This window comes from Pedobacter frigidisoli, from assembly GCF_004331675.1.
Taxonomy (GTDB): Bacteria; Bacteroidota; Bacteroidia; order Sphingobacteriales; family Sphingobacteriaceae; genus Pedobacter; species Pedobacter frigidisoli.
In genome coordinates this window covers 35,214-58,749 of the sequence record NZ_SJSN01000021.1, presented here as the reverse complement: position 1 = coordinate 58,749, position 23,536 = coordinate 35,214, and the positions used below count along the sequence as shown (strand labels likewise).

17 protein-coding genes, 1 other RNA gene and 1 pseudogene are annotated in these 23,536 nt (G+C 35.7%); 11 read left to right on the top strand and 8 right to left on the bottom strand.

The genetic code is table 11. The annotated features are described in order from the left end of the window. The 4 genes and pseudogenes from EZ449_RS20265 to rnpB form a co-directional block, all read left to right on the top strand. Positions 1 to 292 (top strand): annotated as a pseudogene (locus EZ449_RS20265) (hypothetical protein); the annotation flags it as partial. Positions 293 to 397: 105 nt separating this feature from the next. Next, positions 398 to 1,048, top strand: coding sequence for an SCO family protein (locus EZ449_RS20260; protein WP_131562357.1), 651 nt, complete (start codon positions 398 to 400; stop codon positions 1,046 to 1,048). A gap of 91 nt (positions 1,049 to 1,139) precedes the next feature. After that, positions 1,140 to 1,589: a c-type cytochrome gene (locus EZ449_RS20255; RefSeq protein ID WP_225872387.1), complete on the top strand. Its 450-nt coding sequence runs from the start codon at positions 1,140 to 1,142 to the stop codon at positions 1,587 to 1,589. Positions 1,590 to 1,646: 57 nt separating this feature from the next. After that, positions 1,647 to 2,026, top strand: an RNA gene (rnpB, locus tag EZ449_RS20250) — RNase P RNA component class A. Positions 2,027 to 2,030: 4 nt separating this feature from the next. Here the strand turns inward: rnpB and EZ449_RS20245 are convergent. After that, complete coding sequence (locus tag EZ449_RS20245) at positions 2,031 to 2,909, bottom strand: polyphosphate kinase 2 family protein (protein WP_131562355.1); 879 nt, start codon at positions 2,907 to 2,909, stop codon at positions 2,031 to 2,033. A gap of 141 nt (positions 2,910 to 3,050) precedes the next feature. On the opposite strand from EZ449_RS20245, the gene EZ449_RS20240 reads away from it, so the two are divergent. From EZ449_RS20240 to bla, 3 genes are all read left to right on the top strand, one after another. Continuing rightward, positions 3,051 to 5,492, top strand: a complete 2,442-nt coding sequence (locus tag EZ449_RS20240) for a transglycosylase domain-containing protein (RefSeq protein WP_131562353.1) — start codon at positions 3,051 to 3,053, stop codon at positions 5,490 to 5,492. 165 nt (positions 5,493 to 5,657) lie between these two features. Further along, positions 5,658 to 8,834 (top strand): peptidase MA family metallohydrolase, encoded by a 3,177-nt coding sequence (locus EZ449_RS20235; RefSeq protein WP_131562351.1) that lies wholly within the window; start codon positions 5,658 to 5,660, stop codon positions 8,832 to 8,834. A gap of 70 nt (positions 8,835 to 8,904) precedes the next feature. Next, positions 8,905 to 9,762, top strand: coding sequence for a subclass B3 metallo-beta-lactamase (bla, locus tag EZ449_RS20230; protein WP_131562349.1), 858 nt, complete (start codon positions 8,905 to 8,907; stop codon positions 9,760 to 9,762). A 55-nt stretch (positions 9,763 to 9,817) separates the two neighbouring features. Here the strand turns inward: bla and EZ449_RS20225 are convergent, their stop codons facing one another. After that, the gene (locus EZ449_RS20225; protein WP_131562347.1) at positions 9,818 to 10,168 is read right to left on the bottom strand and encodes a GIY-YIG nuclease family protein; all 351 of its coding nucleotides are present in this window, start codon (positions 10,166 to 10,168) and stop codon (positions 9,818 to 9,820) included. A gap of 133 nt (positions 10,169 to 10,301) precedes the next feature. Between EZ449_RS20225 and EZ449_RS20220 the strand changes: the two genes are divergently transcribed. From EZ449_RS20220 to bioD, 4 genes are all read left to right on the top strand, one after another. Continuing rightward, the gene (locus tag EZ449_RS20220; RefSeq protein ID WP_131562345.1) at positions 10,302 to 11,078 is read left to right on the top strand and encodes an XRE family transcriptional regulator; all 777 of its coding nucleotides are present in this window, start codon (positions 10,302 to 10,304) and stop codon (positions 11,076 to 11,078) included. A 77-nt stretch (positions 11,079 to 11,155) separates the two neighbouring features. Further along, positions 11,156 to 11,611: a hypothetical protein gene (locus EZ449_RS20215; protein ID WP_131562343.1), complete on the top strand. Its 456-nt coding sequence runs from the start codon at positions 11,156 to 11,158 to the stop codon at positions 11,609 to 11,611. Between the two features lie 73 nt (positions 11,612 to 11,684). Beyond that, positions 11,685 to 12,815 (top strand): aminotransferase class I/II-fold pyridoxal phosphate-dependent enzyme, encoded by a 1,131-nt coding sequence (locus EZ449_RS20210; RefSeq protein ID WP_131562341.1) that lies wholly within the window; start codon positions 11,685 to 11,687, stop codon positions 12,813 to 12,815. Beyond that, entirely contained in the window at positions 12,808 to 13,416 is a 609-nt protein-coding gene (bioD, locus tag EZ449_RS20205; protein WP_131562339.1) for a dethiobiotin synthase, read from the top strand. The genes EZ449_RS20210 and bioD overlap by 8 nt, the downstream gene beginning before the upstream one ends. On the opposite strand, the gene EZ449_RS20200 is transcribed toward bioD, so the two are convergent. The 6 genes from EZ449_RS20200 to EZ449_RS20175 all read right to left on the bottom strand — a co-directional run bounded on the left by EZ449_RS20200 (position 13,408) and on the right by EZ449_RS20175 (position 23,168). Next, positions 13,408 to 14,100 carry a GDSL-type esterase/lipase family protein gene (locus tag EZ449_RS20200; RefSeq protein WP_131562337.1) on the bottom strand — a complete coding sequence of 231 codons (693 nt, stop codon included), beginning with the start codon at positions 14,098 to 14,100 and terminating at the stop codon, positions 13,408 to 13,410. The two genes, bioD and EZ449_RS20200, sit on opposite strands and share 9 nt — an antisense overlap. A 28-nt stretch (positions 14,101 to 14,128) precedes the next feature. Beyond that, positions 14,129 to 15,028, bottom strand: coding sequence for a glycerophosphodiester phosphodiesterase family protein (locus EZ449_RS20195; protein ID WP_131562335.1), 900 nt, complete (start codon positions 15,026 to 15,028; stop codon positions 14,129 to 14,131). Between the two features lie 13 nt (positions 15,029 to 15,041). Beyond that, positions 15,042 to 16,451, bottom strand: coding sequence for a calcineurin-like phosphoesterase C-terminal domain-containing protein (locus EZ449_RS20190; RefSeq protein ID WP_131562333.1), 1,410 nt, complete (start codon positions 16,449 to 16,451; stop codon positions 15,042 to 15,044). A 136-nt stretch (positions 16,452 to 16,587) separates the two neighbouring features. Next, positions 16,588 to 18,222: a DUF5689 domain-containing protein gene (locus EZ449_RS20185; RefSeq protein ID WP_131562331.1), complete on the bottom strand. Its 1,635-nt coding sequence runs from the start codon at positions 18,220 to 18,222 to the stop codon at positions 16,588 to 16,590. Positions 18,223 to 18,251: 29 nt separating this feature from the next. Continuing rightward, positions 18,252 to 19,829: a SusD/RagB family nutrient-binding outer membrane lipoprotein gene (locus tag EZ449_RS20180; RefSeq protein ID WP_131562329.1), complete on the bottom strand. Its 1,578-nt coding sequence runs from the start codon at positions 19,827 to 19,829 to the stop codon at positions 18,252 to 18,254. A 12-nt stretch (positions 19,830 to 19,841) separates the two neighbouring features. Then, positions 19,842 to 23,168: a SusC/RagA family TonB-linked outer membrane protein gene (locus EZ449_RS20175; protein ID WP_131562326.1), complete on the bottom strand. Its 3,327-nt coding sequence runs from the start codon at positions 23,166 to 23,168 to the stop codon at positions 19,842 to 19,844. Positions 23,169 to 23,536: the final 368 nt, after the last annotated feature.

Below are 23,536 nucleotides of genomic sequence, written 5' to 3'. Positions count from 1 at the left end.
GCTAAACGACCAGATGATGCAGGTGGAAGAAGTATTCACACCTCACCAATTGGATTATCTAGACGTAGTAAGGCAGCGGGTAGAAGGCGCAACCGAGTTGCAGAAAAACCCCTACAAAAAGCATACGCTTGCCTGGGGAACTTGGTTATTAGCCAGATTGGCGGGATGGAGCGGATACAAATCTCACGGTCCACCTGGATACATTACCATCAAAGATGGCTTCGATAAATTCAACCTACAATTTGTAGTGTATGCCGAAATAATGAAATATAAAGATGTGTGTAAAGATTAGCTCCAGATGAGAGGGATTTGCAGGAAAACAAAAATTACCTCAAACTTTCACAGGGTGAGGCTTTAACAAAGCAGAGGTTGTATATTTACACTTTAATAAAATATCATGAATAAAATTATTTCTTCGATAGCCATTTGCTTGCTATCCATTACCATACTTTCATCTTGTCAGCAAGAAAAGAAACTGCCATTTTACGGAGAACGTCATGCTGAAACCGTTAAGGATGCGGCTGGCGTAGAAAAGATTGATACCGTTTACCAAACCATCCCAAATTGGTCTTTTTTAAATCAGGATAGTGTGGTTACAACCAATAAAGCGACTGATGGAAAAGTATATGTAGCTGATTTCTTTTTTACTTCTTGTACTACCATTTGCCCAACTATGCACCGCAATTTAATGACGGTTTACAAAGAGTTTAAAACCAATCCTGATATAATGTTTGTGTCGCATACTATCGATTTTAAATACGATAGACCCTACGTTCTAAAAAAATATGCTCAAAAATTAGGAGTTGATGGTCCAAAATGGCAATTTCTTTATGGAAGTAAAGACAGTGTTTACACTTTAGCTGAGAAAAATTATTTAGTTGCAGTTGGCGAAGACAGCACTGCAAAAGATGGTTACATCCACCAAGGTTATTTGGTTTTAATTGATAAGGATAGACGAATCCGTGGCGCTTATGATGGTACAAAAGAAGACCAGGTGGAACAATTGAAAAAGGATATTCCAGTTTTATTAGCAGAATATAAAAAGTAGAATTATAATTTTAGTCGTCATTTCGACCGAAGTGGAGAAATCTTTGAAACTAATTGAAAAGATTTCTCGGCTGCATTTTATTCCGCTCGAAATGACGATTATTTTTAACAAAACATCCATGCGCAAATACATCATCAATTTCATTTTTCTGCTTTCGATTGTTGCGATTATCGTTTCTTGCCAAAACCAGGAAACCATCGATTTGCAAAACTATATGTCGAATGGCAAGGATATTTACAAAGCTAAATGTCAAAACTGCCATGGCGAAAATGGTGAAGGTTTAGGTCAGCTTGCACCTCCGTTAACAGATTCAGTTTTCTTAAAAACCAACAAAAATCGTTTGGCTTGTATCATCAAAAATGGCGCTAATGAGTCGTTAATTATCCACGGTAAGGAATACAAAGAAAAAATGCCTGCATTCCCTGAATTAGCAGATATTGATGTAGCTCAAGTGATGGTTTACGTGACCAATTCATTCGGAAATAAACAAGGATTCGTACCATACACTGAAGTTTCTACGCAACTACAAAACTGTAAATAATCAAAATTCTTAATCTTCATGGTGGCTTTGTGGTCAAAAACAAGCATCTTTGCGCAAAATGCAGGTTGTTCTATCGCTGTTCCGAGTAAAATCGGAAGAGAGGAAAGTCCGGGCAACACAGGGCATCTCGCTTTCTAACGGAAAGGAATTCAAGAATGAAAACTTGAATTACGGATTAGTGCAACAGAAAATATACCGCCCGAGGTAACTTGGGAAAGGGTGAAAACGTGCGGTAAGAGCGCACGAGCATTGCAGGCGACTGCGGTGGTTTGTAAACCCCGAGAGTTGAAAGACCAAATAGGCTAACGCATGTAGGGCTGCCCGTCCGATGTTAGTGGGTAGGTCGTTAGAGATAAACGGCAACGTTTATAGTGGATAAATGATAGAAATCTTGAGCAATCGAGAAACAGAACCCGGCTTATAGACCTGCATTTTTTTTATTTATTCACTCATTAAGGCCAATTTGGTTTCCCCAAGTTTTGCCACTTCTTCCTCTCCTAAAACTGGAAATTTCAAGTTTAAGCTTTTTAACTTATCTTCAATAATTTCACTTATAGCTAGTCTGGCAAACCATTTTTTATCGGCAGGAATAATGTGCCATGGCGACTCTTTCGTACTGGTTTGGTTAATCGCATCTTCATACGCTTTCATATAATCGTCCCATAAAGCCCTTTCCTTAATATCACCAGAAGAAAATTTCCAATTCTTTGTAGGGTCTTCTATCCTATCCAAAAATCTCAATTTTTGCTCAGCCTTACTCACATTTAAAAAGAATTTTAAAATTACCGTTCCATTTGCAGTAAGGTGTTCCTCAAAATTTCTAATGCTTTGGTAGCGTTGCTTCCAAAAATTTTTGTTGATTTTCTTAACATCATCAAAACCTGGTATATTCTCACTTAAGATATACTCAGGATGTACTTTGCAAACCAAAACATTTTCGTAATGCGAGCGATTGTGTATCCCTATTCGTCCCCGTTCTGGTAGCGCTTTGTAATGTCTCCACAAAAAATCGTGTTCGTATTCTTCGGATGTAGGAACCTTAAAGCTAAAAACTTGGCAACCTTGAGGGTTTAATCCACTCATTACATGTTCTATTGCACTATCTTTTCCTGCGGCGTCCATAGCTTGAAAAATAATCAATATAGAATGTGTTGCCGATGCATATAATGTTTCTTGGAGATGATTGATCTCAATTTTTGAATTCACTAAAGCATCTTTAGCCTTTTCCTTATTATAACTACCAACGAAGTCCGTTTTAGCATCCTTAATTGAAAATTTTTTATTTTTTTGTACAATTAATCCTTTAAATTCGTTTTTCATATTTATGTGTCATTTATAAAAATAAGGTATCAATAATTTAAATATAGAACTAAAAAATAAGTAAATTAAATACGCTAATTTGCATGTAGAGTTTTTTATATTTATCGCGATACCTTTTACCTAAACATCACCTTAACCAATATGTTTAAAGAGATAAAAAACAAGTACTTACGATATTCCCTTATATTTTTATTTTTTATAATAATTTTTTTCTCAGCGCTTCAACTTAATTTTCTGTGGCTTTTTGGGTATTCTCCAAGTGTTAGGGATATTAAAACACCAACGCTTCGTGTAGGTTCCGAACTTTACACATCGGATGGAAAGCTAATTGGCAGGTATTTTAAGGAAAATAGAACTCCAGTAAATTATGAGGAAATTTCACACAGTATAATTAATGCACTTGTCGCTACTGAAGATGTTCGTTTCTATAAACATTGGGGAATCGACGCCCAAGCCGTTGGTAGAGCTGTAATTGGTTTGGGTAAAGATGGTGGAGCAAGTACCATTACCCAACAATTAGCCAAAAACTTATATCGAACTAGATACAATAAATCTCAAGGATTATTGATCAAAATTCCATTAGTAAGAACGCTTATTGTGAAGCTAAAGGAATGGATGACAGCCGTTAAACTGGAATCTAACTATTCTAAGAACGACATCATTACGATGTATCTCAACACCGTTTCCTTTGGAAATAATGCTTATGGGATAAAAACTGCAAGTAGAATTTATTTTGATAAGGAAGCCAAGGAATTATCAACCAATGATGCCGCTATGTTAGTTGGAATGTTGAAAGGCACTAGCTTATACAACCCTACTAAAAACCCAGCAAAGGCTTTAGAAAGAAGAAATGTGGTGCTTGCGCAAATGTTTAAGTACAAGTATTTGAGTAAGGATAGCTTGGCAGAATTATCAAAAGAACCAGTAAAACTCAAGGAAGGGAAAATGCAGGATGGTAGCGATGGAGATTCTTATTTAAGAGCCGCAGTTGCCAAATATTTAGAAAAATGGGCTACAGATAATGGTTATGATCTTTATGAAGATGGATTAAAAATCTATACCACTATTGATTCGAAACTTCAAAAATATGCAGAGGAAGCTGTTGCAGAGCAAATGAAAACTCTGCAACGCAGATTTTATAGTGTTTGGGGGAACGAAGATCCCTGGTACGATTCTGAAAAGCAAAAGGTGAATTATCCTGATAGGGCAATGAAAAACTTACCGATTTATGCCTTGCTGCAAAAAAAATTCCGAAGCCAACCAGATTCTGTAGAAGCATATTTCAATAAGAAGAAAAGGATGCAAATCTTTACCTATAAAGGCGATCGCGACACCTTATTTTCAACGCTAGATTCGATTCGTTACTACGGAAAGATTTTAAATACGGGTATGATGACAATGGAACCTGCCAGTGGTAAAATTAAGGTTTGGGTTGGTGGTATCGATCATAAATTCTTCAAATACGATCACGTTAATCAATCAAAACGCCAAGCAGGATCTACTTTTAAGCCTTTCGCTTATTTAACTGCATTAGAGCAAGGTATGAGTCCTTGTGATAAATTTACCGACAAACCAGTTAAAATTGCCTATCAAGATAAAGGAGAAACAAAATATTGGGAGCCGAAAAATGCCGATTATAGCGTTACCTACCAGGAAATGAGTTTGCGTTGGGCAATGGCAAGATCGGTAAATACCATCACCGCACAGGTTACTGAAAAAGTTGGATGGGATAATGTGGTAAAATATGCTCACATATGTGGAATCGATAGTCATTTAGAATCTGTGCCTTCTGTAAGTTTAGGCCCAAATGATGTAAGTGTCTACGAAATGGTTAAGGCTTATGCCACTTTCATGAATAAAGGTATTAAAACAGATCCTATTTTAGTAGAAAAAATTACTGATCAGGATAACAATTTAATTGATGAATTTAAGCCTAAAACAAAGAGAGTATTAACCGAAGAAATCGCATGGCTAATGACCTATATGTTTCGTGGCGGCATGGAAGAGCCTCGAGGAACTTCTCAAGCGCTTTGGGAGTGGCCTAATTTATTCAAGAAAAATAATCAGATTGGTGGTAAAACCGGTACCTCATCAGATTATGTAGATGCTTGGTACATGGGACTAACTAAAGATTTGGTAACTGGAGTTTGGGTGGGTTGCGATGAAAGAACCGCTCATTTTAAAAACGGAGAACAGGGAGAAGGCTCTCGAACTGCATTACCAATATTCGCCAAATTTATGGAGAAAGTGTATTTAGATCCTACATCAGGATATACTTACGGTCCCTTTCCAAAAGCTACTGTTGAAATTACCAGAACATACAACTGTCCTAGTCCTCAGTTTGTAAGGGATACAACTACCACCGACAGTGTTGTTGTAGATTCAACGGAATTTATTCCTGAAATTCCAGAAACTGTTACACCAACAGCTGTTGAGCCCGAGGTTAAAAAGGAAGAAAAGAAAACAGAACCTGTTCAAAACCAACCTGCAATTGCAGTTCCTTTAACCAAAAAAGAAGAACGTGAGTTGAAAAGAAAGCAGCGCCAGGAAGAGCGTGAAAAGAAGAATAATGGAGAAAACTAACGCCATTAGCTTATAATTCAGGATTTAATAAAAATATTCACCTTTAAGCACGCTTAAAAGTGTTAAATTTTAAATAGTAAATTAAACAATTACTATTTTTAGTTTCCAAATCTCTTACAAATTCATTTTCGTTTATTATTGAACACCATTACTAAAATTATACATATGAAAATAAGCTCTACTTTTTTGAAGCGATATGTTCCATTGTTGCTCCTGCTTATTGTTTCTTTTTCTGTTCAAGCGCAGTATTTTGGTCAAAATAAAGTGAGGTATAAAAAACTCGATTTCAAGGTACTACAAACTCCGCATTTTGAGATTTACTATTATATTAAAAATGAAAATCTTTTAAAAAGATTTTCTCAAGATGCAGAAACTTGGTATAAAATGCACCAAGAGGTTTTTAGAGATACGTTTTTGAAAAAGAATCCTTTAATTTTATACAATAATCACCCAGATTTTCAACAAACTACAGTATTAAACGGTGAAGTAGGAATTGGGACTGGGGGTGTTACCGAGGCGTTGAAAAATAGGATTGTTATGCCTGTAATGGAACTTAACAGCCAAACAAGACATGTACTTGGACATGAGTTGGTACACGCTTTTCAATATCATATTTTGCTTGAGAAAGATTCTATCAGTTTAGAAAATGTAGGTCAAACTCCTTCATGGATGGTTGAGGGAATGGCAGAATATCTTTCGATTGGTAAAAAAGATGCTTTTACTTCTATGTGGATGCGTGATGCCATGCTTAATCGTGATATCCCCTCATTAAAAGACCTTACCAATTCCAATAAATATTTCCCGTATCGTTATGGTCAAGCTTTTTGGACATACATTGGTTCTCAATATGGTGATACCACAATAGTTCCGTTATTTAAAAATACAGCAAAATATGGTTATGAAAATGCCATTAGATACACTTTTGGTTACGATGATAAAACACTATCTGGTTTGTGGAAAAATGCTATCGACGCCCATTACAAACCTATGCTTAAGGCAGATAGTTCACAGATAAAAATTACAGGAACTAAGATTATCGATAATAAAAACGCAGGAAGCATGAACGTTGCTCCTGCCCTCAGTCCTGATGGGAAATACGTTGCTTTTATGTCTGAAAAAGATCTTTTTGGAATTGATTTATTTCTTGCAGATGCTAAATCCGGCAAAATTCTTCGAAAGTTAAGCAGTCAGATTTCCAACGGACATATAGATGATTTTAACTTTATCGAATCTGCTGGCGCTTGGTCGCCAGATAGTAAGCAATTTGCCTTTAGTATTTTTAGTCATGGCAAGAACCAGATGATGATTATTAATGTGGCCAATGGAACTACGGTTTCTCAAACTGCTATGGATCAGGTGGCACAGTTCGGTAATTTAACTTGGGCTCCTAATGGAAAAGATATTGCTTTTTCTGGAATGGTGGAAGGACAGAGTGATATCTTCTCTTATAATTTAGACACAAAATTGGTTACTCAAATCACAAATGATGTTTATTCTGATTATGCACCAAGCTATTCCCCAGATGGCAAAAAGATTGTTTTTTCTTCGGATAGAGCTTCCATTCAAGCAAAATCAATTAATGCTGTTTTACCTATAAACTTGGCAGTTTATGATATTGCAGCCAAAAGTGTTTCAAATTTAGATGTCTTTCCGGGTGCAAATAATTTAAATGCACAGTTTTCATCTAATAGCCAAAACATCTATTTTCTATCGAATAGAGATGGTTTTAGAAATCTTTATAAATACAATTTTTCCGATAATTCGGTGGATCAGCTTACAGATTATTTTACTGGAATTAGCGGTATAACTGAATTTTCGCCAGCAATTTCAATTTCAAATACTGATGACATTGTTTATAGTTATTATCGCTACCAACGATACACGCTGTATAATGCCAAATTGAGTAGCTTCAAAGCAAAACGTATTGGTAACCAAGAAGAAAATTTCGATGCGGCAATTCTTCCTCCAATGGAAAATATTGGGGTAAACATCATCAACTCAAATCTGAATAATTTCGATCGTTTTGAAAAAATTGTTGCCGATTCAATGAGGACGGTTCCCTATACGCCTAAATTTAGGTTAGATTATTTGGCTAACAGTGGCGTCGGTGTATCTACAAGTCGCTTTGGCACAGGTGTATCAGGAGGTATTGTTGGAATGTTTAGTGATATATTGGGCACCAACCAAATTATCGCCAACCTTTCCGTAAATGGAGAGATTTATGATTTTGGAGGTTTAGTGGGTTACATCAACCAAAAAAGCAGAATAAATTGGGGTGCAGCAATTTCGCACATCCCATATGTTTCTGGGTTGACAACTTATGCGTATGAAAAACTTCCCGGCAGTAACAGTACAAGCACTGATGTTTTAAATCAGAGAACGGATATTATTAGAACTTTTGAGGACCAGGTTCAAGTATTTGGAGCCTATCCTTTTAGTAAAATTCATCGTTTTGAACTTGGTGGAGCATTTTCACATTATAGCTACAGGATAGATCGTTATAGTACTTATTACGATCCAACAACTGGTTATTATCTAGGTTCTGAGCGAAGAAAGGTATCCAATGATGAAGCCTCCGCTGATATTGGTATTCCATTAAATTCCTTTACACTCTATTCACTAAATGCAGGTTTTGTTGGAGACAATTCAATATTTGGCTTAACTGGTCCGCTAGATGGATTTAGATATCGTTTAAGTGGAGAAAAGTATTTTGGTACCTATAATTTTGCAGGTGCCACAGTAGATTTAAGAAAATACTGGAGGGCAAAACCTGTAACAATTGCGGCAAGATCTTACAATGTGATGCGTATTGGTAAAGATGCCGATCGTTTATATCCAATGTATATCGGATATCCTTATTTAATTAGAGGCTATGAGGCAAATTCAATTTATAAAACACAATCAAACACATCGTCTCAATCTTTTGACATTGATCAATTGAGCGGAAGTAAAATAGCTGTATTTAATTTTGAAGTTCGTTTGCCATTCACAGGACCTAAAAAATTAACGGCAATTCCATCAAAATTTCTTTTTTCAGATCTGAATCTATTTTTTGATGCTGGTGTAGCATGGACAAATAATACGAAAGTTAAATTTAAAAGCGAACCGACTTTTGTAGATGAACCACTTTTGGATGCTAATGGACAACCAGTTTTAGATAAAAATAACAAGCCTGTAACTTATCAAACTACAACCGAGCGTGTTCCTGCGATCAGTGTAGGTATTTCGTTAAGGGTAAATGTATTTGGTTATTTTGTAATAGAGCCTTACTATGCAATTCCTTTCCAACGTAAAGATGTTAAAGGTGGAGTATTTGGATTAACATTTGCACCAGGTTGGTAATTGAAAAAAATTGTTTTTGGAGTGGGATTTCAACGATTAACTTCGTTTCAAAATCTTAAAAAAGGTTTACATGAAGAAAATTGCTTTAATTATCCTACTATCTTTTAGGATAATGGTTTTCGCTCAAAATGTTACTGAGCCAACCGACAACCCGAAAGAATGGTCAGAAAAAACGGAACCATTTAGAATTGCTGGCAACCTTTATTATGTTGGCACTTACGATTTAGCATCTTATTTAATCGTGACTGATAAAGGAAATATCTTAATAAATACTGGATTAGCTAATTCTCTCCCAATCATAAAAGAGAATATTAAAACCTTGGGATTTGATTATAAATCAATCAAAATATTATTACTTACTCAAGCTCATTTTGATCACTTAGGCGCTATGGCTGATATTAAAGCAGAAACAGGCGCCAAACTTTATGTAGATGAAAAGGATGCTAAGGAACTAAAGACTGGTGGAAAATCTGATTACGAAATGGGAAAATATGGCGTAACTTTTAAGCCTATCAAACCCGATCATTTTTTAAAAAATAATGATAAGATCATATTGGGTAATACCACTTTAACAATGTTGCATCATCCTGGGCATACAAAAGGATCTTGTAGCTTCATTTACAATACCGAAGATAAGAACGCAAGCTATAAGGTTTTAATTGCAAACTTACCATCAATAATTGTTGACAAGCCGTTTTCGGAAATAAAAAATTATCCAAATATTCAGAAAGATTACGGCAATACTTTTGAAGCGATGCAAAAAATTGATTTTAACCTATGGGTTGCATCGCATGCAAGTCAATTTAAGCTTCACCAAAAATGCAAACCCGGAGCCGCTTACAACCCAAAAGCTTTCATGGATAAAAATGAATACTTTGAAAGTATTAAAAAATTAAAGAATATTTATTCTGAAAAAATAAAACAATAACCGAGACTACTCGAAAACTATCAAAGTAAATCCCTCTTGTAAACACAGGTAATTACTAAGATAAACTGGTGAAGGCAAGCTTAACTTGATTAGTAATATTTCTATGCAATAGAATGTTCTCGAAATCTAAACCAATGGTTAAGTCAATCCAATCTGGATTACATGATCTTACTAAACGCTCTTTTTGCATTCGTGTAAATCTGCTAATAGATTTAAAGCGAATCAATGCTTGTGCTTCAGTTTTAAACTCTTCAAAATAAACCAAACGCGTTAATTGTTGTCCACTATCAAAAAATAAGTTTGGCATCTGCTTATAAAAATCCAATGTCTTAATTAAATCAGAACTCATGCCAACATGCATACTAGTACGATTTCTGTCGGTAACGATGTAAACAAACTTTTTCATAATAAAGGAGTTAAAAATTAAAACTAAACTATTTAGTATACCCTCTTGCGAATCAAAATAATATTACTAACTTTATGAGCATAAAATTACTAACTATTTTAGTAATTCCAAATTTATTTTAAAATTTATTTTTATGTCGAATATTTCAAATAATTTAAAGTACCTCAGGAAGAAAAAAGGCCATACACAGCAGAATTTCGCTGATATTATGGAGATTAAGAGATCGCTAATCGGTGCTTATGAAGAAGACCGAGCTGAGCCAAAATATGATTTACTAAAAAGAATAGCAGAGTATTTCGACTTAACCATCGATGAATTCATCAACGAGAAGATATCTGATAGCTGGAAACCGAAACCGAAAAGTCAGGGTTCGAACCTTAGAGTGCTCAGTATTTCTGTTGATCAAAATGATAGGGAAAATATAGAATTGGTTCCGGTTAAGGCAAGTGCTGGTTATTTAAATGGCTTCTCAGATCCTCAATATATCAGTGATCTTCCTAAATTCCAACTTCCAATTGCGGCTTTGAGACAAGGTACTTTCCGGGCATTTGAAATTATGGGAGATAGTATGTTGCCTGTTCAACCCGGCAGTGTTATCATTGGCGAATACCTTGATAATTGGAATGAGGTAAAAACTGGAGAGACTTACATTGTGATTAGTAAAAATGAAGGTGTAGTATATAAGAGAGCTGGAAATCGTTTCAGAGAAAATAAGGATTTGAAATTAATTTCGGATAATAAAGTTTACGATGCCTATACCATTGCGGCTGAAGATATTTTGGAGATTTGGAAAGCGAAAGCATATATTTCAACTTCTTTGCCAGAGCCAACACCAGATCCAACGATGGAAACTTTAACACAAATGATGTCACAAATGCAGAAATCTATTTCACAGCTCAATAAAAATTAACGTTTTTTAACAAGTGGTGATTAAACCGTTTGCCATTTTTCATATCTATAACTACAAACACATAAAGATATAAAACTATGAAAAAGGCAATTTTAACGATAGCAATTGCAGTAATGGGTTTCACTGCTGCATTTGCTCAAGACAGTACAAGAAAAATGAGAAAGCCCATGCAGCCTAAAATGACTGCTGAGCAAAGAGCGGAAAAAGTAACTGCAAGAATGGAAAAGCAACTTAGTTTAACTGCTGACCAAAAAACAAAGATTTATGCCATTGAATTAGATAACGCTAAGAAAATGGATGCTTGGAGATCGGCTGACAAAGGTGATATGAAAGGAAAGATGAAAGAACGTAAAGCAGCTATCGACGAACAAAAAGCTAAAATTGACGGTATTTTAACTGCAGAACAAAAAACAAAAATGGATGCTTTCCGTGCTGAAGCCAAAGAAAAAGGTGAGAAAATGAGAAAAGGAATGGGCGAAAGAGGAAGAAAAGACAAAGCTCCTGTGGTTTCTAATCCGCCAACACAAGGATAGTTTGAATAAGTAATTAATTATTTTTTTTTGAAAGCGCCCCGATTATTCGTGGCGCTTTCTTTATTTTTGGCCGATGAGCAATATTGAAAAGTTTCTTAATGATAAACTTATACAACGAAAAGAGAACCTTTCGATTAGAAATTTATCTACAAACTTCTCTCCTATAGATTTTTGCTCAAATGATTATCTGGGTTTTGCAAAATCAAAAGAGCTAAAAGAACGTATTAATCAAAATTTATCACAACTAAATTCCTATCAAAATGGGTCTGGTGGTTCTCGTTTATTAAGTGGAAATACTGAATTTATAGAAGAAACCGAACAGTTTATTGCTGATTTTCATCAAGCTGAAAGTGGATTGATTTTCAATTCAGGGTATGATGCAAACGTAGGTTTACTTTCCTCCATTCCACAACGTGGAGATACAATTATAACCGACGAATTAATTCATGCCAGCATTATTGATGGTTGCAGGTTAAGCCATGCCACACGTTATAAATTTTCGCATAATAACTTGACTGATCTTAATGATAAACTTAAAATATCTAAAGGAAATGTATTTGTTGTAGTTGAGAGTGTGTATTCTATGGATGGCGATATGGCTCCGTTAAAAGAAATTTCATCACTTTGTGAAAAATATAACGCTAATTTAATAGTTGATGAAGCACATGCAACAGGTTTATTTGGGCCTTTTGGAAAAGGTTTGGTAAATCAATATCAGATTGAGGATAAGGTTTTTGCTAGAGTTGTAACTTTCGGAAAAGCGATGGGCACTCATGGTGCTATCATTTTAGGAAGCCAGAATTTGAGACACTTTTTGATCAACTTCGCTCGTTCATTTATTTACACCACTGCCGCTCCTATCCATAATATCGTTGCCTTAAAATCTGCTTATCAACTTCTTACAACTATAAATCATCAAAGCATCCATCAGAGAATTGCTCTATTCAGAAAGTTGATTGTGGATAATAATATTAATGCGTTAAATAGTGAAAGTGCTATTCAAGGCATATTATTTTCATCTAATAGTTTAACTAAAAATGCGGCAACCACTTTGCAAGATAAGGGTTTTGATGTTCGGGCCATTCTTAGTCCGACGGTTGCAGAAGGAAAAGAGCGTTTGAGGATTTGCCTGCATACCTTTAATACAGGAAAGGAAATCAATTCGCTTATTAATCATTTAAAAGAAATTCAAAATAATGGCTAAATATTTTATTACGGGTATTGGTACCGGAATTGGCAAAACCTTAATCAGTGCCATTTTAACCGAAAAACTAAAAGCTGATTATTGGAAACCGATTCAATCTGGTGATTTAGAAACCAGCGACAGCAAAACAGTTGCTAATTTGATCAGTAATCAGAATACGATTATTCATCCAGAAAGTTATTGTTTAACGCAGCCTTTATCGCCACATTTATCTGCCAAGTTAGATGGAATTCAAATTGAATTGAAGAACATCATCATCCCAGAAACAGCAAATAACCTAATTATTGAGGGAGCTGGAGGATTAATGGTGCCTTTGAATGAAACGCAATTAATTATCGATCTTATTAAAAAACTCGAAGTAGAAGTTATCTTGGTTTCCCAAAATTATTTGGGAAGTATTAACCACACGCTTTTATCCATCAATTTACTTAAGCAATATGAAATTCCGATCAAGGGAATTATTTTTAACGGAGATGAAAATAAAGAAAGTGAAAGATATATCCAGCAATATACGGCAATAAAAAAGCTAGGATATGTTCCTAGCTTAATAGAGATAGACAGAGAAAAAATTATTGCTGCTGGAGCAAATATTTTAATTTAAGTAGCCACTTTTTTTCAGAAAATCGGCCCAAACTTGGTAGCCTGATGGAATTAAATGTAAACCATCTTTCGTAAGTTCGGCCTTTAAATGTTTGTCTTGATCTGTAAAATTTGGATACAAATCTATTACCGTTATATTCTTTGAAGTGAATTTTCTAATTTCATCATTCAGCCAAAGGATGTGTTCATCTTTACCGTAATGGTTCTTGAATTTCTCGAAAGCACTGTTCACCGGTAAAAGGGTATTGAAATAAATCTGCGTTTTCTTGGAGCCTTTTCTAATTCGTGAAATCATTGATTTATAATTCCTTAAAATCACACTGTCGGGAATGTTGCGAGAAATATCGTTAATACCAATCAGGATGAATATTTTAGCCGGTTTTCCATCAATCACATCTTGTAAACGATCCAAAACCCCAAAAGTAATATCTCCAGAAATCCCTCTATTTTTTGCTTGAGGAAGATCCAAAAGTTTAGCCCAATCTGTTCCAGCCGTAATGCTATTTCCTAAAAATACAATGTCTTTTTTCGATTTGGGATCAGCCTTAAACTTAGCAACTTGTTCTACATACTTTCCTGGCCGATAAACACTATCCCATTTAACCGTTTGCGCATGAGCAGCGCTCAGATTTACGCTTAAAAAGAATGCTAGGGCTATTAAAGTGCTATTCAATAATTTTCTCATAATGGATGATTTTAAAAGCGCCAAAATACTATTTTGCGCCCACTAAAATGTTTGGATAATCAGAAATAATTCCATCTACGCCAAACGATTTTAATTTTGCAATTTCCTCAGCCGTATTTGCCGTCCACGGAATGATTTTAACACCATCGGCATGAGCTTTGGTAACCATTTCAGCATTAACCATTTGCCAAACCGGACTCAAAATAAATGGTTTAAAGCCTAAATCGACAATATTTTCTTCATACGATTTCTTATTCGCCACCAAGAAAGAAGTTTTTACCTCAGGATATTTTTGATGGATTATTTGAATAGTTCTTTTATCAAATGATTGAATAACCACAAATTGCGTAATCTTTTTCTTTTGGATCACAGCCATCAAAAGCTTAACAAATTCCTCGGGTTTAGGATTGGTAATGCCGTCTCCTTTTTCACTGCACTTTGTTTCGATATTGTAGAAGAATTGTTTGCGTTTATTTTTCTTGATATCTTGCTGCACACCATCTATCAGCTCTGATAACAACGGAAGATGAGTTTTAATTTTCTGCTGTTTCGGGAAAAGATCATAATATTTAGTTCCTAGGTCGAACTGCTTAATTTCGCTGTAGTTCATTCCAAAAACTGGGTATTTCTTGGCATCAGTTTCTGGAATATCCTTTCCATCAGGCGTAAGCATAAAAGCTGGACTTAAATAATCATCATGCGTAACCACCACTTTGCCATCTTTAGAAATATGGGTATCCATTTCTAATGTGGTAATTCCATCAATTTTCATGGTATGAAGCATGGCTTCGATGGTGTTTTCTGGCATTAAACCTCTTCCGCCTCTGTGTGCCTCCGCACTAAAGGCAGGAAATTCTGACTTTTGACTGAAAGATTTAAGCGATAAAACGGTCAGGGCTAATAATAAAAAGGAAGTTTTAAGTTTCATGATTTTGATTGAATTATGCATTTATTTCTGCTTGGAATTGCTCTCCAAATCTATCGGTGGCTATAACTTTCACTTTGGTAACAGTTGGCTCGAAATGCGCCAAAAATAAGTGATTTGTTGAACGGGCCTCAACAAATGGCCTTGGATTTGGAAGTTTATCGCCTTTATATAATTTAACAGCTAACGGATCAAATCCATCTTGTTGTGCTAAGGTTCCCATCGGCTTTCCATCTAAAAAATATTCTACTTTCCACTCTGGATCGTAATTCCAGACATTGGCAATTAACCGCTTTTGGTTTGTTAAGGTATCAACATAAATATCAAGCTGCTCTTTTCTATCCCTACCCGTAGATTTGTAATACCACTTTAAATTTGTACCATCAACTTCATAAACGCCATAACCGCGAGGTGTTCCATCTTCGCAAATTGGCCCAGTCCACCAGCCACCACAAACCGTTCCATGGTTATGTTCGTAAACACCATTTTTAATTACGTTTTTATTGTAATGGGTATGGCCAGACATAATGTGAACGTTTTTATAGTCTTTAATCACTGCATAAAAATCATCATTGTTTTTTACGGAGTTATGCACAGGAATATGAAGACAAATAATCAGTAAAGCATCTTTTGCAACAAACTGCAAATCTTTTGCTAACCATTCTAGCTGCGTTGGGGTGATATAACCATCATAAGTTCTTTCTATACCCAAGTAGCGAACATCATCCAACACCACATAATGTGCCTTGCCTCTATTAAACGAATAGTATGTTGGACCATAATGAGCCTGAAATGTTCTATCTGATGTTTCATCTACCCCTAGCCTGTAATCTTGATCATGGTTTCCCAAAGCTTGGAAAAATGGAATCCCAATTTTAGCAATAGCTTCATCATAAGCTGGAAATAAATCGAAATTATCCCAAACTAAATCACCAACACCAATGCCATGAACAGGTGTATTACCCATACTGCGCACCACTTTCTGCGTATCTGGCACAGATGTTTCCATCATTTGAGCAACGTCCTTTTTATTTTTTACTTGAGGATCGGCCCAAATGATAAAGTTATGTTCGTTATCGTTTTGCTTTAAAGATTTTAAATCAAAATTTAATTTTCCTGCCGCATCTGGTTTATAATAATGACGAGCGATGCTGCTTTCCGTTTTAAATTCATAGCCAGATGGTGTACTAATCCAAACAAAACGAGCCAATTCATTTAATTGAATTTTGTATTCTCCATTTTTATCTGTTTGCACAACACTGTATCCATCAGAAATAACTACTCCGGCAACTGCTTTGCCCTTACTGGTAACGGTTCCACTTACTAAGCCATCCACAGAAAATAGAGATGATGGAAAAGATTTTAAGCTAACAAATAAGGTTGTGGTTAATAAACTTGATTTTTGTATAAAGGATCTTCTGTTCATGATAGGGAAATGGGGATCAATGGAAATATTTCTCAATTATTGCTAATAGAAAGAATATTTTAATTTATAATGAGAAATATTTAAAAAGATGCCCTAGGATGTTTAAAGCTTTGGGCATCTTATATTAAATAACGAATTATTTTATTCTTGTAGGAGGAATAGTATCTCTACCAATTTCTACACCAGCTGCATTCGTATTAATTACGACATTATCATCTTCGATAGTAGCCATTGTTGCCACTGGTGGTACTTTAGACAAAATAAAATGTTTCACACTTCTTGCTTTGATCCATTTACCTAACGTTACGCTATAGATACCGCCAGCTTTATAGAAGTATCCCAAATCAATAGCAGTTCCAGTTCCGCCTGCTCCTGGATGATAATTAAACCTAAGAGTATTTGTGCCCTGTAGATAAAATGGCTGAAAGCCTTTGTTAGGATCCGCGGGATCAACTTCTAAAGGATCATAAACATCATAAAAATCATTGTTCGCAATGCGATAGCCTTGTGCTGGTGGTCCAGGTGAAAATAAACTACCTCCATTACTCACAAAAACAACATCGATTGGTTTTGTGCTAACTGTAACAGTTGTTCCTTTAAATGCTGCAATACCATATGCATTACCGCTATTGGCTAACAATGTACTGGTAATGGAGCCAAAACCATCTCCAGCTGTAGTTGAGTAATTAATTGCTCTAATGTATTGTGCTGTAGGAATTGGCGTAGAACTAGTACTATTAATCATTCTGCCTGTACCTCCTACATAAAAGTATTCGCCCTTTTTAATAGAACCACTTGTTAAATTAAATTTGTAAGTACGTAATCCTCCCGTAGCCCATCCATTTGATGGGAAACCTGTTGGAAGTGATGCACCAGCATTGTTTGTTGTTACCACTGAAAATGGAGTTGTTGCAAAATTAATATCCCTTGTTGCAATAAACTGAATGTAATTGTTATTAGCATTGGTGCCTTTTGGATCTACAATCCATCCAGAAATAATGAAATCAGGGATTTCGGGGGTTGAACTTAAAGTAATTATATCATTGGCAGTTCTTAAACGATGTTGTGGAATAAGACTTCCTGTTGAGCTAACTTTATTGAACAAGATACCATAATAATTCGCTGAGAATTGTAGGAGATTTTTCGCAAAGGTAGCTGTGGCTTCAGTATGTAAGGTTATATCGGCAAATCCATCATTCAAGATTTTATCTCCTGATAATACATCTGTGGGTGATGGAAGTGGATCAAATCCACCCTTTACAATGGCAAGCAATGTACTTTCATATTTATTTGGATCAGCTAGAATAAAACTACTTGGTACCCTATTCTTGGCAATTGGTTTATTTTGCGCCACCCTAATCACAGCGCTTGGGGCAATTCCCTTAATTTGCAAAATCCCATCCACACGACTCAATACGCCACCCGAGACATTGATAACCACAGAATCGCCTGGAACATACTTATCAGCATCGGAACCAATTGGAATGGCAATACCTCTCAATTGAGATAGACGTTTTTTATCCTGAACTATTAATAATCCAGCAGGTAGGTTTTTTCCAGAGTGATCTGAAATAACAACTGCAGAAATGCTACTCGAACCATACATATTATCAGTATTCAAAGTAATATCGTCTCCTTTATATAGACCTCTTAAATCGAAAATTGGCAAATAAGGACTTACCTCTCCACCCGGATAATTTTGCTTTTTACATCCAAAACCTACAATGGCCAATGAGAATAAAATAATGCTATTTATAATAATTTTTTTCATGTCGATAATTTTTAATACTCTAAAACAGCCTATGGTTTTTGCCACCAAACTCGTGTGTTGATTTCGTCGCCACCCATAGATGCTACAGCCAATTTGTAGTTGGTGGGGTTGGTAGACTGTACATAAACAGGGTATGTCATTCGGGCAGGCATTACTCCACCGTTCGCTAAGCCTGGGCCCTTTGGTAAATAGGGATGACCTGTTCTGCGATATTCATACCATTGTTGCATATCAACCATAAATAAGGCATAGTATTTTTGTGTATGTATTTGCTCCAACTTATCTTCAGTACTACCTAAATTTAGCGTTCCAAACTCAAGGTCGCCCGAGGTGATGTAGTTTATAAATCTTGGGTCGGTTGTTGAAGCAGAAAAATTAGGCACCCAATAATTAATGGCATTAGCAATTCCATTATTATAATAATTTTCTGCATTACCAGTAATATAATTCTTCACAACAGCTTCTGATAAGATAAACTGTAATTCTGCATAATTCATAAAAATACCCGTAAGTGGGTTGGCCTGTAGGGATTTATCGTTTAAGGCTACGCTTGAAACGGTTTGAGCAAATGAGTAGAAATAGGATTGTTTTGGCGCTCCACCGCCAACTACATATCCACTAGGAACTCCAGCAAAACCAGCCGAGCCTTGAGCTATTCCAAAGCGATTAATACCAGCATTGGCATAACCATTACCTGCAGTGATATCAATTCTAGGATCTTGCCAACTTACCAAACGATCAATGAAGAAACTAGCAATAGCTGGAGATCGATAATCTTGCTCACGGATACCATTAACCAATGGCGATGTATATGGATCGGAAACATTAATGCCACCATTCCACTTTAAATAAGCTGATTCAGCATTTTTAGTGATTATAGGATATTGAGTGGTATTAGTATTCGCAATCTCTTTCATTTTTGCTATCACTTGAGCCGACACATCTGATTTATGGGCTACTCTCAATAATAATCTTAAGTATAAGGAATTGCAAAATTTACGCCATTTGGCAACATCTCCATTATAAAGCGGATCGCTAATAGCCACAATTGGTGTACCTGTACTTAGTAAGGTATTGGCCTCTTCCAACATTTTGAAAATACCCAAATAAACATCTTTCTGCGTATCAAATTTAGGTTCGGTTATTTCCGAGCCCTTAATCGATTCGGTAAAAGGAATATCTCCATAGGTATCAGTTAAGTTGGCATAAAGCCAAGCTTGCATAAGCAATGAAATTCCTTGATACGATTTATTAAGTTTTGTTGGCTCTGAAGCTTTTGCATACATATCCTTAAAGTTGGTTAATTGAATATACCAACCATTGTAAAGGTAATCTGCAAAAGTACGTCGATATTGATACCTGAACACCGTTGCGTCTCCATCATCTTGATTAACAGTAACCTGCATCAATTCATTGTTAAAATTTCTATTGCGAAACATGCCTAACGATAATGAATTAACCAAAGCAGGTGCCATTAGCTTATCTGGTGTGGTATCGATGATATTAATTGGATCGGTATTAATTGCTATAAAATCTTTTTGACAAGAGCTAAACGTTAAGCTAGCGCCAACTAAAAGGATAACAAACTTTTTTATATTATTTTTCATGATTTTTTCCAGTTATATTCCAATAGATAGATTAAAGCCATAACTTCTTGTTGAAGGGAATTGCCCAATTTCAAATCCTTGAACGATGTCGGATCCGCTAATGGTACCAAATTCTGGATCGAACATTGGCCATGGAGACCAAATGAATAAATTACGACCATAAAGTCCGAAAGAGGCAGAGTTTAAGCCAATACTTTTAAGGAATTTTGGAGCAAACTTATAAGTAATTGCAGCCTCTCTGAATTTGATAAAGTCAGTACTAAAAGTACTGCCCTCAGCATTATCAGCACCCATGTTTGAACGATAGTACTCATCAATATCAGTGGCAATTACATCATTTTTACGGTATGTTCCATCTGGATTTTGTACTACTCCATTACCAATAATACCACTATATCTGCCAGGTAAGGTTGAAGTAAGCTTGCCTTGTTCTACCAATTTATAATTTAACAATGAGTGAGCTACTGCGCCAAGTTGCGCATCAAACAATACATTTAAACTTAAATTTCTGTAGCTAAAGGTATTACCTATACTGCCTTTAAAGCGAGCGGTGGTGTTACCTAAATAAACAACGTCATTTGTAATTTTGGCCAAGCCGGTTGTTGCATCAAACACCACATTTCCTTGCGGATCACGAACGTAGCCCCTGCCATACAAGTCGCCCATACTTCCGCCAACTTTGGCCACAATTTGTCCGCCAGCCACAGGTCCCGTCCTTAACACAACCGAACTATCTCCATTCATATCAATAATCTTATTTTGATTGGTTGAAAATGTCATGAAAGTTGACCAATTGAAACCATTTTTACTTTGAATCGGCTTTCCATTAACGGAAATTTCAAGTCCTCTGTTATTAACCTGACCAGCATTAATCAACATTTGATTGTAACCTGTCGCTCTATCAACAATTCGCGTTAAATGCTGATCATTAGTCTTACCAGCATAAACTGCGATATCAAAATTCAACCTGTTCTTAAATAGTCTAATATCTGCTCCTAGCTCATAAGTTGTTGTTCTAAGGGGCTTTAAATTACTATTCGCCAATAAACCTGGGTTTGATAATGCACTATCCGGATAAGCACCGCTAAAAGCCAAGCCATAGGTATAAGCCGTTCTATACGGAATTAAACTTCCACTACCTACTTGAGATGCAGAAAACCTTAACTTGGCCATATTTACAAACTTTGGCATTTTTACAATTTCTGATAACACAAAACTTGCACTTGCTGATGGGTAGAAGAACCCAACATTATCTGTCCTTGTAGAAGATGCTAAAGCACTATTCCAATCTTTACGAGCTGTAATGTCTAAGAAAAGAAAATCTTTATAACTGTTTGATAAGATACCATAAAAACTGTTGATGTTTAATCTAGAAGTATCAGGGATAGATAGCAATGGATACAAATTATTTGATAATTCGTATATGTTTGGAACTTTCAATCCATCTGCACGAATATCTGATCTATCATATCTGTTTCTTAACTGACTACCTCCTGCTGATAAATTGAAGCTATAGTTATTGCTAACTTTTTTATCGTATCTAATTAAGAAGTCGCTATTACTTTCTGATGTATGGCTATTTTGCTCACGATATGAACCGAAAATTAATTTACTACCCGAATCATAAGGGCGTTCTTGCATTTGTTTCTGCTTAGCATAATCAATGCTTGATCTAACCAACAAACTCAATTCTTTAGTAAACTGGTAACTTAATTGAAGACTTCCCGTTACATTATTACGACGCTGTTTATTTTTAAATTCGTTAACAACTGCATAAGGATTCTCGGGAAATGAACTGTAAGGGTACTTAATTAACCTATTTTCCTGTCCAGTAACCCAATAATTTTTGATTGATTCTAAATCAGCATTTGGCTGCCAAAATATAAACCAATACATTATTGATTGATTTCCGTAACCATTACCAGGCAAGTTATCGCTATATCTATTACCATAATTCACTTTAGCCAACAACTTCAATTTCTTTGTAATATCAGAGTTGATTGATAAAGATGCATTGGTACGCTCAATTCCTGATAGCGGAATAATCCAAGTATTGCTCTGGTTGGAAATGGAAGTACGGAAATTGGTTGTTTTACCTAATTTGCCATCAATACTTAAGGTGTTGTTTAAATTCTCGCCCTTGCTAAAAAACTCTCTAATTTGATTGGTATAAGGAACCCACGGAGTACGTGTTAAACCAACATTTTGTCTAGTCCCATCATATTGAAAGAAACTTAAGCTTGGATCAAATTTGGGACCGTAAGCCGAACTTGTTCCGCTGGTACTTGCACCATCTGCGGAAGCACCATAAGAATAATATGCAGCACCATCTAAACCTTGACCATATTCATATTGTAAATCAGGCCAGCGATTAACTTCCTCAAATGATCCATTAGAGGTAAATTTTATCCCTAATGATTTTCGCTTAGAATTTCCAGATTTTGTAGTGATGATAATTGCACCATTAGCACCTCTTTGACCATACAAAGCTGATGCACCAGGGCCTTTAAGAACCGTTACACTTTCAATATCTTCTGGATTAATATCATTAATTGTACTGCCATAATCGGCAGGCATATTGTCACTTCCAGTTCCATACACACCACCAGATGTTGCAGCTGTACGTCTACCTCCGCTACTACTCACTACAACTCCATCGAGAACAACTAATGCCTCATTATCGCCCGTTAAGTTATTTTCGCCACGTAGTATGATTTTATTCGAACCACCTGGCCCGCTGTTTGACCTCACCAGATTTAAACCGGCTACTTTTCCCGAAAGTGCATCAGTCCAGTTCGTAGCTGCCGATTCAGTTAATTGTGTGCTATCAATTGTGGTTGTAGCATAACCTAATGCCTTTTGTTCTCTTTTAATGCCAAGAGCGGTAACCACAACTTCATTTAATTGACTAGTTGAAGAAGCCAGGCGTACTACAACATTATTTTCATTACTGCTAAATGTTTTGCTAGAGGTGATATATCCAACCATATTATATGATATGGTAGCACCTTTCACAGTATTTATCGAGTAATTCCCGTTTTCGTTTGTAACGCCCAAGACTTTTCTGTTGTTATCTGTAATGGTTGTACCTACCAAGGGCTGCCCATCTTCGTTATCCAAAACAGTTCCCTTAATTGAAATATTTTGCGGAGCTGTTTGCGCAAAAACTTCATTAACACAAAGAAAATTGAACGCTAATAAACATGTTATAATACTAAAGCGTTTTAGTGGTTTGTAAGAAAAAAAATTGCTTTTCTTACTGTGATTATCTGGGCTAGTTTTCTTTACATGCAGAACGCATTGCAGCCATGAAATCTGTTGAGTAAAATTTCTAATCATAATTAGTATATCCAGTTAGTGATAGGGTACATAGTTTCGATTTATTTCTTCCGGATTTCGGGCAAAGTAAGTCTGTTTATGTTAAAACTATGTTAAATCAGTATTAAGGTATTCTGTTGCAATACCTATATATTACGATTTATTTACTTTTAACTTACTATATGTTTCTTTATATAAAATTATAAAAACAAATCGAAACTAAAAATAATGTAGATGTTCTGCTAGATAAAATTGTGAGCAATGTGCTTCGTACAAACAATAACCGAAGCACTAAAGGTAAAGAGCTGTATGATTTTAGGATTATATATCCGTCTAACACATCAATATGGAAGATTTTGCCAAACCAATTAAGAATTAAACTAGTAGAA

Excerpts from the sequence above, each read along its gene's own strand:
- EZ449_RS20235 (WP_131562351.1), top strand. The coding sequence starts at position 5,658 with ATGAAAATAAGCTCTACTTTTTTGAAGCGATATGTTCCATTGTTGCTC.
- EZ449_RS20220 (WP_131562345.1), top strand. The coding sequence starts at position 10,302 with ATGTCGAATATTTCAAATAATTTAAAGTACCTCAGGAAGAAAAAAGGC.
- EZ449_RS20190 (WP_131562333.1), bottom strand. The coding sequence starts at position 16,451 with ATGAACAGAAGATCCTTTATACAAAAATCAAGTTTATTAACCACAACC.
- EZ449_RS20200 (WP_131562337.1), bottom strand. The coding sequence starts at position 14,100 with ATGAGAAAATTATTGAATAGCACTTTAATAGCCCTAGCATTCTTTTTA.
- bla (WP_131562349.1), top strand. The coding sequence starts at position 8,905 with ATGAAGAAAATTGCTTTAATTATCCTACTATCTTTTAGGATAATGGTT.
- bioD (WP_131562339.1), top strand. The coding sequence starts at position 12,808 with ATGGCTAAATATTTTATTACGGGTATTGGTACCGGAATTGGCAAAACC.
- EZ449_RS20195 (WP_131562335.1), bottom strand. The coding sequence starts at position 15,028 with ATGAAACTTAAAACTTCCTTTTTATTATTAGCCCTGACCGTTTTATCG.
- EZ449_RS20175 (WP_131562326.1), bottom strand. The coding sequence starts at position 23,168 with ATGATTAGAAATTTTACTCAACAGATTTCATGGCTGCAATGCGTTCTG.
- EZ449_RS20225 (WP_131562347.1), bottom strand. The coding sequence starts at position 10,168 with ATGAAAAAGTTTGTTTACATCGTTACCGACAGAAATCGTACTAGTATG.
- EZ449_RS20210 (WP_131562341.1), top strand. The coding sequence starts at position 11,685 with ATGAGCAATATTGAAAAGTTTCTTAATGATAAACTTATACAACGAAAA.
- EZ449_RS20240 (WP_131562353.1), top strand. The coding sequence starts at position 3,051 with ATGTTTAAAGAGATAAAAAACAAGTACTTACGATATTCCCTTATATTT.
- EZ449_RS20180 (WP_131562329.1), bottom strand. The coding sequence starts at position 19,829 with ATGAAAAATAATATAAAAAAGTTTGTTATCCTTTTAGTTGGCGCTAGC.
- EZ449_RS20215 (WP_131562343.1), top strand. The coding sequence starts at position 11,156 with ATGAAAAAGGCAATTTTAACGATAGCAATTGCAGTAATGGGTTTCACT.
- EZ449_RS20260 (WP_131562357.1), top strand. The coding sequence starts at position 398 with ATGAATAAAATTATTTCTTCGATAGCCATTTGCTTGCTATCCATTACC.
- EZ449_RS20255 (WP_225872387.1), top strand. The coding sequence starts at position 1,140 with ATGACGATTATTTTTAACAAAACATCCATGCGCAAATACATCATCAAT.
- EZ449_RS20185 (WP_131562331.1), bottom strand. The coding sequence starts at position 18,222 with ATGAAAAAAATTATTATAAATAGCATTATTTTATTCTCATTGGCCATT.
- EZ449_RS20245 (WP_131562355.1), bottom strand. The coding sequence starts at position 2,909 with ATGAAAAACGAATTTAAAGGATTAATTGTACAAAAAAATAAAAAATTT.